The sequence below is a fragment of the Geodermatophilus sp. SYSU D00965 genome (assembly GCF_054050075.1).
The window spans coordinates 13,852-24,751 of record NZ_JBJGYQ010000010.1 but is presented as its reverse complement, the minus strand read 5'-3'; the positions used below and the strand labels follow the sequence as shown (position 1 = coordinate 24,751).

Genomic DNA, 10,900 nt, shown 5'->3' with positions numbered 1-10,900 from the left:
GTTCGATGCTAGCCGCATCATGGCCCTCTCACCAGCGGAGATGTGACCTGTGGACGACAGCCAGCCGGACCCCGGCCGGGCTGCGGCTCGCGACGGGGCCCGCTCAGCCTCGGCGGTGGCGGGCCGCCCAGAGCAGCGACCGCGCCGACTGCACCAGCCGGGCCCGCGCGCTCCAGGCCGACCGACCCTCGGGGCGGCGCGCGCGGGCAACCGGCACGGTGGCCACCGGCCGCCGCGCCAGCCCGACGGCGAGCACGATGCTGGGCGCCTCCTCGGCGAGCACGGCCGCCCGGACGCGGGGCCCCATCGCGAGGAAGGCACCGGCGTCCGGCGGCAGGCCGGTCAGCCGCGCCGCGACCCGGCGGTGCGCCGTGCCGGTGAGCCGGCGCAGCCGCGACTCGTAGTCGCCGCGGCGTCCGGCGAAGACCGCCTCGACGTCGCCGTCGGCCAGCCGGTCCAGCAGGAGGGGCACCGCCTCGGGCGGGTCCTGCAGGTCGGCGTCCATGCACACCCAGACGTCGGCGCCGGGCTCGGCCGCCAGCCCGCGGGCCAGCGCGGCGTGCTGCCCGGCGTTGACCGTGAGCCCGGTGACGGCGATCCGCGGGTCGGCCGCGCTGAGCGTGAACGCCACGCGCGCACTGTCGTCGGGCGAGGCGTCGATGACCAGCCGCAGTCGCCAGTTCCGCCCGGCGAGCGCGGCGGCCAGCCGGTCGGCGAGCGGCTCGAGCGTCGCCTCGTTCCGGTACACCGGCACGACGACGGCGACCAGCGGTCCGGTCGCGCCGGTCACGACAGGGCTGCCCAGGTCCGGGCCAGCCCCTCGGCCAGGCCGACCGTCGGCCGCCACCCCAGCAGCGCCGCTGCCAGGGACGGGTCGCTGACCCAGCAGTCGGTGTCCCACTCCCGGCCCGGGTGGGCGCCGGGCGCCGTGGTGATCGGCCGACCGGTGACCCGCGCTGCGATCTCCACGAGCTCCTCGATGGAGGTCTGCACGCCCGTGCCCACGTTGAGAACCTGCCCCGCGGGCAGGTCGTCGGCCAGAGCGGCCCGCACGCACGCGTCGACGACGTCGCCCACCCACACCCAGTCGCGACGGCTCGCCCGGGGCGGCAGCGGGACCACCGCGCCGGTCCGGGCGGCGTCGAGCACGACCGGCACCAACCGGGTCGGGTGGTCTCCGGGGCCGTACACCTGGAAGGCGCGCAGCACGACGGCCCGGACGCCACGTTCGGCGGCCGCGGCCTGCAGCAGCAGCGACCCGGCCGCCTTGGTGGCACCGAAGAAGCCGCGGGGGCGCAGCGCGGCGTCCTCCGTGAGCGGCGCGGGGCCGGCGGCGTACTCGGTCGACGAGCCCAGCCGGACCACGGTGCGGCAGCGGTCGGGCAGCGCGTCGACCAGCCACGGGCTGGTGTTGACCGCGACCGTGGCGGCCCGCTGCGCGGCGGTGCCCTTCGCCCGCCCGGCGGCGAGGGAGAACACCACCTCGGGATCGGCCGCGCGGACCGCGGTGGCGGCGGCGTCCGGGTCGGTCAGGTCGACGTCGGCCCGGGTGAGTCCCACGACCGACCAGCCGTCGGCGCGCAGCCGGGCCACCAGGTGCCGTCCGACGAAGCCGCCGGCACCGGTCACCACGGCCCTCATGCCGGCTGCGGCACCGGCACCACGCCCTGGGACGCCGTCACGCCCCCGGTCACCGCCGCCACGAAGGCCGCCCGCCGCTCGGCGGCCTCGTCGGGGGTCGCCCGGTCCAGCGCGTCGAGGGCGCCGAGCAGCCGGGGCACCTCCACCGCCGGGTCGCGGCCGGCCATGTCCGCGGTGAACGAGCGGCGCAGGAAGGTGAAGCCGGTGTCGAGCCGGAGCAGCTCGGCGGCCAGCAGTTCGCCCGGGACCGGGAAGCCGCCGCCGGGGAGGGTCAGCCCGCCGACGCCGAAGGGCTGGGTCACCGCGGCCCGGACGGCGTCGACGGTGCCGTCGACGAGCGGGGCGAACAGCGAGTCCGAGCGGCGCTCGATGCGCAGGTCGTTGAGGCCCACGTAGACCCGGGACAGCGGCCGGCGGGCCAGCTCGGCCACCTCCGCGACGGCGTCCAGGGTCTCGACGAGGATGCCCAGGCCGCAGCGACCGGCGACCAGGTCGAGGGTGCGGTCGACCTCCTCCGGCGTGCGCACCATGGGCAGCAGCAGCTCGTCGGCACCCCGGGCGACGGCGTCGTCCACCTCGTCGGCCGTCCACGGGCCGAAGCCGTTGAGCCGGCACAGGAGCCGGCCGGCGGTGGCCGCCCGCATGCGGCTGAGGTCCTCGGGGGTGTCGGTGCTGATCTGGGTGCCCTCCCCCAGCTGCCGGCGGTGCTTTCCGCGGCGTTCCCAGTCGACGACGATCCCGGCCGCGCCGGCGGCCACCACGTCGGCTCCCCAGTCGGCGTCGACCGTGAAGAGGAAGAGGTCCACGGGCGTGAGCTTAGGCATACCTAACGCTGCGCGGCGCCTCGAGGCGCGCCGTCAGACGACGGTGCCCACGGGTCGCCTTCCACCGCCGGTCCGCTCCTCGCTCGCTGGCGCTCGCTGCGATGCTCCCGACGGCGTCAGACGACGGTGCCCACGGGTCGCCTTCCATCGCCGGTCCGCTCCTCGCTCGCTGGCGCTCGCTGCGATGCTCCCGACGCCGTCAGACGACGGCGGCCGGCCCCGCGGGGAACGGCACCGCCGCACCGACCACGCGGATCGACACGTCGTCCCCCGCCGAGGGCAGGTCCCAGCCCTCCAGCCGGGCACTCAGCCGCAGCCCCGAGGGGAGCTCCAGCCGGACCCGGGCGTCGTGGCCGAAGAAGTCGACGCCGCGCACCCGCGCCGCCGGCCCCTCCCCGACCGGTCCGAGGCGGAGCTGCTCGGGGCGCAGCAGCACCCGCGCCGGGCCGTCGGGGCAGGTGCCGCCGAGCGCGAGGTCGCCCAGCGCCGAGTGCGCCCGCCCCGCCCGGACCTCGGCGTCCAGGACCACCGACTCCCCCACGAACGTGGCGACGTCGAGGTCGCGCGGACTGCGGTAGAGGGTCCGTGGCTCGGCCAGCTGCACCAGCCGGCCGCCGCGCAGCACCGCCACCTCGTCGGCCATCGACAGCGCCTCGGCCTGGTCGTGGGTGACCAGCACCGCGGTCGCCCCGGCAGCGGCGAGCGCGTCGGCCACCGCCTGCCGGGTCTCCTCCCGCAGCGACGCGTCGAGGGAGGAGAACGGCTCGTCGAGCAGCACGAGGCTCGGTTCGGGGGCCAGCGCGCGGGCGAGCGCGACCCGCTGCTGCTGGCCGCCGGAGAGCTGGTGCGGCGAGCGCTCGGCGAGCCCGGCGTCCAGGCCGACCAGGCGCAGCAGCGCACCCACCCGCCCGGCGTCGCGACGCTGCCGGCGGGGCAGGCCGAAGGCGACGTTGCCGGCGACGGTCAGGTGCGGGAACAGCCCGCCCTCCTGCGGCACGAAGCCGATCCGCCGACGACGGGCGGCCACGCTGCGGCCGGGTCCGGCCACCTCCCGGCCGCCGATCGCGATCGTCCCGGCGTCCGGGTCGTCGAAGCCGGCGACCAGGCGCAGCAGCGTCGTCTTCCCGCACCCGGAGGGCCCCAGCAGCGCGGTGAACCCGCCCTCCGGCACGTGCAGGTCCACCCCGGTGAGCACAGGGGTGGCGCCGTAGGACTTGGTCACGGCGGTGACCGTCAGGGAGCTCATGTCGTCGGGTCCTCGTCGGGCATCAGGTGGTCAGCCCCCGCCGGGCGTCGCGGGAGAGCAGCACCGTGGCCGGCGCCGACAGCAGCACCATGACCACGGCGTAGGGCGCGGCAGCCCCGTACTCCAGGGCGCTGCTCGCCGACCAGAACGCCGTGGCCAGCGTGGTCGTCCCGGTGGGGGCGAGCAGCAGCGTCGCGGTCAGCTCCGTGACGACGGCGAGGAAGACCAGCGCGGCGCCGGCGCCGATGCCGGGCGCGAGCAGGGGCAGGGTCACCCGCCGCAGCCGGTCGGCCGCCGAGGACCCGAGCGAGGCGGCGACGTCGTCGTGGATCGGCGGCGACTGCTCCACCGCCGCGCGCACGGTCACGATCGCGCGCGGCAGGAAGAGGATCGCGTAGGCGGCGAGAAGCACCGGGACGGTCTGGTAGATCCACGGCGTGACGTTGATGGCGATGGTCACGAGCGCGAGCGCGATGACGATCGCCGGAACCGAGCTGCCCAGGTAGGTGCTGCGCTCCAGCACCGTGGCCACCCGGCCGCGGGCCCGGACGGCGAGCCAGCCGGTGGGCAGGGCCATCGCGGTGGTGACGACGGCGGCCGCGGCGGCCAGCGCGAGCGTCGTCCCGGTGGTGGTGGCCAGGGCGGCCGGGTCCAACCCGGTGGACGAGCCGCGGACCAGCCAGGTGGCCAGGCTGCCCAGCGGCACGGCGAGGGAGAGTCCGACCAGGGCGGCCAGGCCCAGCAGCGCCGGGACGTCCAGCGCCCCCAGCGGCACCGGCCGGCCGGCCCGGGCCACCCCGGCCCCGGTGCGCGCGTAGCCGCGCCGCCCGCGCAGCCGCAGCTCGGCCAGCAGCAGCACCAGGCACAGCAGCACGAGGACGCCGGCGAGCATCGTGGCGCCCGGCCCGTTGAAGGTGGCCCGGTACTGGTCGTAGATGGCCGTGGTGAAGGTCGGGTAGCGCAGCATCTGCAGCGCGCCGAACTCGGCCAGCACGTGCAGCGCGACCAGCAGGCTGCCGCCCAGCAGCGCGACCCGCAGCTGGGGCAGCTGCACCCGCCGGAACACCGCCCAGCCCGACAGCCCCAGCCCCCGGGCGGTCTCCTCCAGCGCCGGGTCCAGGCCGCGGAAGGCGGCGACCACCGGCAGGTAGACGAAGGGGAAGTAGGACAGGGTCACGACCAGCAGCGCGCCGCCGAAGGTGTCCAGCCCCGGCAGCAGGGAGATCCAGGCGAAGCTGTTGACGAACGCCGGCACGGCCAGCGGCGCCACCAGCAGCACGTGCCAGACCCGCCGTCCGGGCAGCGCCGCGCGCTCCACCAGCCACCCGGCGCCGACCCCGAGGACGGCGCACAGCAGCACCGTGCCGCCGACCAGGCGGGCGGTGTTCCACAGCAGCTCGGCCACCCGCGGCCGGAACACCAGCTCGCGGACGCCGCTCCAGCCGACGTCGACGGTGGAGACGGCGATGTAGCCCAGCGGCAGCAGGGCCAGCGCGGCGACGGCAGTGGCCAGCAGCAGCACCACCGGGCTGCGGCGCACGGCCGAGCGCGGGCGGACGCGCCCCGGGACGGCCGTCGTCCCGGGGCCGACGGCCGGCGGCGCGCTCAGAGCAGCCCCACCTCCTGCATCAGCTCGGTGACCCGCTGCTGGTCGAGCGAGCCGGGGTCGACGTCGGGCGCCTGCAGGTCGGCCAGCGGGGGCAGCGCCTCGGCGGAGGCGACGCCGTTGCCGACCGCGTACTCCAGCGCCGAGCTCTCCGCCAGCTTCTGCTGGGCCTTCGGGCCGGTGAGGTAGGCGACCAGCTGCTGGGCCTCCTCCTGCTGGTCGGAGGAGGCGAGGACACCGGCGCCGGAGACGCTGAGGAAGGCGCCGGGATCGCCGTTGCCGAAGTAGTGCAGTGCGGCGTCGTCGCCCTTGAGCGCGTTCTCGGCCTGGTCGCGGTACCAGTAGTAGTGGTACATCACGCCGGCGTCGATCTCGCCCTCGTCAGCGGCCACCATGACCGCGGTGTTGCTCTGGTAGACGGCGGCGTTGCGCTCCAGCCCCTCCAGCCACGCGCGCGTCTCGTCCTCCCCGCGCAGCGCGAGGACGGCGGCGACGATCGCCTGGAAGTCCGGGCCGCCGGCCGCGATGCCGATCCGCCCCTGCCACTCCGGGTTCGCCAGGTCCAGGATCGACGCCGGCAGCTCGCCCTCGGGCAGCTGCGCGGGGTTGTAGACCAACACGGTCGACCGGGCGGCGAACCCGGTCCAGTTGCCCGACGACGGCCGGTACTGCTCGCCCACCTGGTCGAGGGTCGAGGAGTCCAGCGGCGCCAGGAGCCCCTCGCGGTCGAGGATGTCGATCGACGGGCTGTTCTCGGTCAGGAAGACGTCGGCCGGCGAGGCCTCGCCCTCCTGCACGATCTGGTTGGCCAGCTCGGCGTCGTTCGCGTCGCGGAACTCCAGCTCGATGCCGGTCTCCGCGGTGAAGTCCTCGAGCATCGTGCGGACCAGGCTCTCGTGCTGGGCGCTGTAGACGGTCAGCGCGTCCCCGCCGGAGCCGCCGTCGGACCCGCACCCGGCGAGCACGGCCGCCACGGTCAGAGCGGGCAGGAGCGTGGCGGACGTCCGCCCGGGCCTGGTCACGTGCGGTCCTCCGCGAGATAGGCAAGGCAACCCTGACCGCTAGGTGTACCACGGGTAGCCCGCCGGCGGGCCCGGGCGCGTGGGTTACAACTGGGGCATGACCGCCGGATCGCCCGCCGTCCGACCGCGCCTGCGCACCGCCCGCTTCGCCGAGCTCACCCCGCTCGAGGTCTACGGCCTGTGCCGCCTGCGGGTCGACGTCTTCGTCGTCGAGCAGCAGTGCCCGTACCCGGAGCTGGACGGGCGGGACGTCGAGCCGACCACCGTGCACCTGTGGCACGAGGTGGACGGCGAGGTCGCGGCGACGATCCGGGTGCTCGACGACGGCGCCACCCGCGCCATCGGCCGGGTGGCCACCGCGGCGGCGCACCGGGGGAAGGGGCTGGCCGCCGAGCTCATCGAGGCCGGCATCGCGTTGTGCGACGGGCTGCCGATCACCATGGGCGCGCAGGCCCACCTGGAGGACTGGTACGGCCGGTTCGGCTTCCGCAGGAGCGGCCCCGGGTACGTCGAGGACGGCATCCCGCACATCCCGATGCGCCGCGAACCGCCCGACGACAGCCGCGTGAGCATCGCAGCGAGGAACGAGCGAGGAGCGGAGCGCGGCACGGAGTCGGGCCCGTGATGCCGTCTGACGACGAGGGGCGGCCGCCGGGAACTCCGGCGGCCACCCCTCCCGGGTCTCAGAGGTGCCTGAACGGACCGGTGATGGCGAACACGTAGCCCGGGTTGGCCGGGTCCGCGCCCTCGTCGGGACCGGCCTCACCCTCAGCAGGGCCGCTGCCGTCGCCCTGGATGTTGGCGAACAGGATCCGGCGGTCCGGGGAGAAGTTGGGCCCGGTGAACTCCGACTGGGCCGCGGTCTCGTTGCGGGCGAAGAAGAAGGCCTCGCCGTCGTCGGTGGCGCCGACCAGGTGCTGCACGCCCTCGCCGTCTTCGGCGATGATGACGCCGCCGAACGGCGAGACGGTGATGTTGTCGGGACCGTCGGGGTCGCCGTCCTGGTCCGACGGCGTGTACGCGAAGCGCAGGGTCAGCTCGATGGTCCCCTTCCTCGGGTCGAGGAACCACACCTGCCCGTCGTGCGACGCGGCACTGGCCTCCTCCGCGTCGTCCTCGGCGGTCCGGGCGAAGGAGGCGGTGAAGTACGCGCCGCCGTCGGCCCACCACATCCCCTCGAGCTTCTGACTGCGGGTGATCTCGTCGTCGGCGAACTGCTCGCGGGTGGACACCGTCGTGGCGTCCCGGTCGAGCACCTCGACCCACTCCACGGAGTAGGTCGTGCCGATCTCCTCGGCGACGGAGAGGTCGGGCACGTGCCGGCCGCCGTCGAAGGCCTTCAGGGCCTCGAGCGTCCCGGCGTCGTCGGGGAGGTCCCGCAGCCGGTCCTTGCCCGGGCGGAAGTCCTCCGGCGGCGTCCAGCGGTAGAACAGCCCGTAGGGACCGGCGGCGTCCTCGGTCAGGTAGAAGTGGCCGCGCCGCGGGTCGACGACGACCGCCTCGTGCGGGTAGCGCCCCAGCGCCTTGATCGGCTTCGGGTCCTGGTTCGCGTCCTGGTCGTAGGGGTCGACCTCGAAGACGTAGCCGTGCCGCTTGGTCAGCGCGCCGTAGCTGCCCTCGTCGCCCTCGACCACCTCGGTCTCCTCGCAGGTCAGCCACGTGTCCCACGGCGTCTTGCCGCCCGCGCAGTTGTTCACCGTGCCGGCCAGGCTGACGTACTCGCGCACCCGGTTGCCGTCCCGGTCGACCTCGAGGTTCGTCGTCCCGCCGCCGCCGGACTCGTCGTAGACGAGACCCGCGATCCGCGGGACGGGGTTCTCCTCGTCACTGCCGACCTCGTGGTTGTAGACGAGGACGGTCCCGCCCCGGCGGAGCGGGAAGCTCGCCGCACCGTCGGGGTCGGCGGGGGTCTTGCCGCCCTCCTCCAGGTCGGTGACCCCCGTCTCGGCGATGATCGTGTAGGAGAAGCCGGCCGGGAGGGCGAGGATGCCCGCGGGGTCGGGCACGAGCGGGCCGTACCCCGCCTCCCCGGCCCCGTCGCCGTTCCGGTCGCGCCCCTGTGCTGCGGCCGGGCCGGCGCCGAAGATCGTGTCGACGCTGCCGACGAGGACGATGCCCAGCCCCGTCGCCGCGCCGCGGCCGAGGAACGAGCGGCGGGAGACGGCTGGGGTCTCGGGGAGCTGTTCGGATGTGGTCACGGGCCTCTTCCCTCTTTCGCTGACCGTGCAGACGGAGCTCACGCTGAGCAGCGGAGGTGACGGACTCCGGAACCAGGGACGAACGTCCCGTGTCCCGGAGCCGGAGGGCCCACGAACGCCGCGGCGCGTCGCCCGACACGCGTGCAGCGTCGTGGCCTGGTGACGCTGCGCAGTCGGGCACGATGCGCGCGTGGACGAGGCCGAGCTCCTGCGGACGGCGGCCGACCGGCTCGAGGCGCTGGCGGCCCGGACCACGGCCGGCGACTGGCGGGTCGGTGGCCTGCTGGCGACGCGGCCGGAGGTGGTCGCGCACCTGCCCGGCGGCGGGACCGAGCACGTCGCCGAGGCCCGCGCCGGCACCGGGGCCTGGATCGCCGCGCTGTCGCCCGCGCTCGCCGGTCCGCTCGCCGCCTGGCTGCGCGCCGCTGCCCCGGCCGACCCGGCTGCGGCCCCGTCCGACCCGGCCGCTGCCGCGTTCGCCCGGGCGCTGCTGGCCCGGCTCGGCGGGCACCCCGGCTGAGACCGGGCGGAGGCCCGGGCCCCCCGTGCCACCGGGCCTCCGCCGATCGACCCCAGTCTACGAGACGGCCCCGTTCTGTATGAGGTGGGCCACCGGTGGACACCGCGCCGCCCGCGGCCCACGCTCCGGGCGTGACCACCGGCCGTCGCGCCTACGCCCACGACGCCGTCCTCGCGTTCCCGGCCGGCGGCGACGACCGCGCTCCGGGCGGTGCGGTCACCCTCGCCCTCTGCGGCAGCTGGACCCACGAGCCGCCGTGCCCCCTGGCGCCGCACCACACCGCGACGGTGCGCGACGGCGAGCAGCTGCGGGTCCGGGTGCTGTTCGCCAGCGACCCGGCGGACGAGCCGCGGGTCCGCGCCCTGGTCGAGGAGGCGCTGGCCCGCGGGGAGTGCGTGGGGCCCGACGGCGTCCGCACCGAGTGGCGGCTGGCCGGGTCGTCGGCCTCCGACGTGCGGCCGGAGGAGGCCGAGCACGCCGGGCGGCTGGCGCGCAGCTGAGGTCGGCCGGGCGGCCGGGCGGCCGGCGCGCAGCCGACCGTCAGCTGGGCGGCCGGTGCGCAGTCGAGCGTCAGCCCGGCAGCCCGCAGGCTTCGGCCCGGCCCAGCAGCACGTCGCGCTCCCGCTCGTTGCGGGTCAGCGCGGCGGCCCGCTCGAACTCCCGGCGGGCCTCGGCCGCGCGGCCGAGCTGCAGCAGCAGGTCACCGCGGGCGGCCGGCAGCAGGTGGTACCCGCGCAGCGCCGGGACGCCGGTGAGCCGGTCGACCAGCTCCAGCCCGGCCGCCGGCCCGTAGGCCCGGGAGACGGCGACGGCGCGGTTGAGCTCGACGACGGGTGAGGGTGACAGCTCGGCCAGCGCCTCGTAGAGGGCGGCGATCCGCGGCCAGTCGGTCGCCTCCGCCGTCCGGGCGCGGGCGTGGCAGGCCGCGATGGCCGCCTGCAGCCCGTAGGGCCCCAGGCCGGTGCCGGCGTCCTCGGCCCGGCGCAGCGCGGCCAGGCCGCGGCCGATGAGGACGTGGTCCCAGCGGGCGCGGTCCTGGTCGAGCAGGAGGACCGGCTGCCCGTCGGGACCGGTGCGCGCCCGCATGCGGGAGGCCTGGATCTCCATGAGCGCCACCAGCCCGTGCACCTCGGCCTCGCCCGGGGTCAGCCCGGCGAGGATGCGGCCGAGCCGCAGCGCCTCCTGGCACAGCTCCGGGCGGGTCCAGGACTCCCCCGCCGTCGCCGCGTAGCCCTCGTTGAACACCAGGTAGACCACCTCGAGCACCGAGGTGAGCCGGGCGGTGAAGTCGGCACCGGTGGGCATCTCGAACGGCACCCGGGCGGCGGCGAGCGTGCGCTTGGCGCGGACGATCCGCTGGGCCACCGTCGACTCCGGGACGAGGAAGGCCCGCGCGATCTCGTCGGTGGTCAGGCCGCCGAGCAGGCGCAGGGTCAGCGCCACCCGCGCCTCGCGGGAGAGCACCGGGTGGCAGGCGATGAACACCAGCCGGAGCAGGTCGTCCTCGACCACCTCGTCGAGGGCGGCCGCCCAGTCCGGCTCCTCGGCGTCGGTCAGCTCGCGGCCCAGCTCGGCGGTCTTGCGCTGCAGCCGCTCCGCTCGCCGGAAGACGTCGATCGCCCGGTGCTTGGCCGTGGCCATGAGCCAGGCCGCGGGCTTGTCGGGCACCCCCGTCTCGGGCCACCGCTCCAGCGCCGCGACCAGGGCGTCCTGGGCCAGCTCCTCCGCCAGGCCGACGTCCCCCGTGACGCGGGTGAGGGCGGCGACGAGCTTGGCGGACTCGATCCGCCACACCGCCTCGACGACCCGGTGCGTCGTCGTCGCGCTGCTCATCGCCGCCCTC

11 protein-coding genes are annotated in these 10,900 nt (G+C 76.2%); 3 read left to right on the top strand and 8 right to left on the bottom strand.

The features are described from left to right. Positions 1 to 103 precede the first annotated feature (103 nt). The 6 genes from ACI789_RS11125 to ACI789_RS11100 all read right to left on the bottom strand — a co-directional run bounded on the left by ACI789_RS11125 (position 104) and on the right by ACI789_RS11100 (position 6,339). Positions 104 to 790 (bottom strand): glycosyltransferase, encoded by a 687-nt coding sequence (locus ACI789_RS11125; RefSeq protein ID WP_457008932.1) that lies wholly within the window; start codon positions 788 to 790, stop codon positions 104 to 106. Further along, a complete protein-coding gene (locus tag ACI789_RS11120) occupies positions 787 to 1,641 on the bottom strand; it encodes an NAD-dependent epimerase/dehydratase family protein (RefSeq protein WP_457008930.1) in 855 nt (284 codons plus the stop codon). The genes ACI789_RS11125 and ACI789_RS11120 overlap by 4 nt, the downstream gene beginning before the upstream one ends. Then, entirely contained in the window at positions 1,638 to 2,447 is an 810-nt protein-coding gene (locus ACI789_RS11115; RefSeq protein WP_457008928.1) for an aldolase/citrate lyase family protein, read from the bottom strand. Before ACI789_RS11115 ends, ACI789_RS11120 begins: the two co-directional genes overlap by 4 nt. Before the next feature lie 217 nt (positions 2,448 to 2,664). After that, a complete protein-coding gene (locus ACI789_RS11110; protein ID WP_457008926.1) occupies positions 2,665 to 3,711 on the bottom strand; it encodes an ABC transporter ATP-binding protein in 1,047 nt (348 codons plus the stop codon). Positions 3,712 to 3,733: 22 nt separating this feature from the next. Then, positions 3,734 to 5,251: an ABC transporter permease gene (locus ACI789_RS11105; RefSeq protein WP_457008924.1), complete on the bottom strand. Its 1,518-nt coding sequence runs from the start codon at positions 5,249 to 5,251 to the stop codon at positions 3,734 to 3,736. Positions 5,252 to 5,316: 65 nt separating this feature from the next. Next, entirely contained in the window at positions 5,317 to 6,339 is a 1,023-nt protein-coding gene (locus ACI789_RS11100; protein ID WP_457008922.1) for an iron ABC transporter substrate-binding protein, read from the bottom strand. 97 nt (positions 6,340 to 6,436) lie between these two features. Here ACI789_RS11100 and ACI789_RS11095 point away from each other — a divergent pair, with 97 nt between their 5' ends. Further along, entirely contained in the window at positions 6,437 to 6,964 is a 528-nt protein-coding gene (locus tag ACI789_RS11095) for a GNAT family N-acetyltransferase (protein WP_457008919.1), read from the top strand. A 58-nt stretch (positions 6,965 to 7,022) separates the two neighbouring features. Here ACI789_RS11095 and ACI789_RS11090 read toward each other — a convergent pair whose 3' ends face one another. Continuing rightward, a complete protein-coding gene (locus tag ACI789_RS11090) occupies positions 7,023 to 8,537 on the bottom strand; it encodes an alkaline phosphatase PhoX (RefSeq protein WP_457008917.1) in 1,515 nt (504 codons plus the stop codon). A gap of 190 nt (positions 8,538 to 8,727) precedes the next feature. Between ACI789_RS11090 and ACI789_RS11085 the strand changes: the two genes are divergently transcribed. Together ACI789_RS11085 and ACI789_RS11080 are read left to right on the top strand one after the other, a co-directional pair. After that, a complete protein-coding gene (locus tag ACI789_RS11085; protein ID WP_457008915.1) occupies positions 8,728 to 9,057 on the top strand; it encodes a hypothetical protein in 330 nt (109 codons plus the stop codon). Positions 9,058 to 9,188: 131 nt separating this feature from the next. Continuing rightward, the gene (locus ACI789_RS11080; RefSeq protein ID WP_457008913.1) at positions 9,189 to 9,557 is read left to right on the top strand and encodes a hypothetical protein; all 369 of its coding nucleotides are present in this window, start codon (positions 9,189 to 9,191) and stop codon (positions 9,555 to 9,557) included. A gap of 70 nt (positions 9,558 to 9,627) precedes the next feature. On the opposite strand, the gene ACI789_RS11075 is transcribed toward ACI789_RS11080, so the two are convergent. Next, positions 9,628 to 10,890, bottom strand: coding sequence for an RNA polymerase sigma factor (locus tag ACI789_RS11075; protein ID WP_457008911.1), 1,263 nt, complete (start codon positions 10,888 to 10,890; stop codon positions 9,628 to 9,630). Positions 10,891 to 10,900: the final 10 nt, after the last annotated feature.

Bases quoted from the DNA above. Each gene is read 5' to 3' on its own strand.
- ACI789_RS11120 (WP_457008930.1), bottom strand. From the start codon at position 1,641: ATGAGGGCCGTGGTGACCGGTGCCGGCGGCTTCGTCGGACGGCACCTG.
- ACI789_RS11110 (WP_457008926.1), bottom strand. From the start codon at position 3,711: ATGAGCTCCCTGACGGTCACCGCCGTGACCAAGTCCTACGGCGCCACC.
- ACI789_RS11095 (WP_457008919.1), top strand. From the start codon at position 6,437: ATGACCGCCGGATCGCCCGCCGTCCGACCGCGCCTGCGCACCGCCCGC.
- ACI789_RS11075 (WP_457008911.1), bottom strand. From the start codon at position 10,890: ATGAGCAGCGCGACGACGACGCACCGGGTCGTCGAGGCGGTGTGGCGG.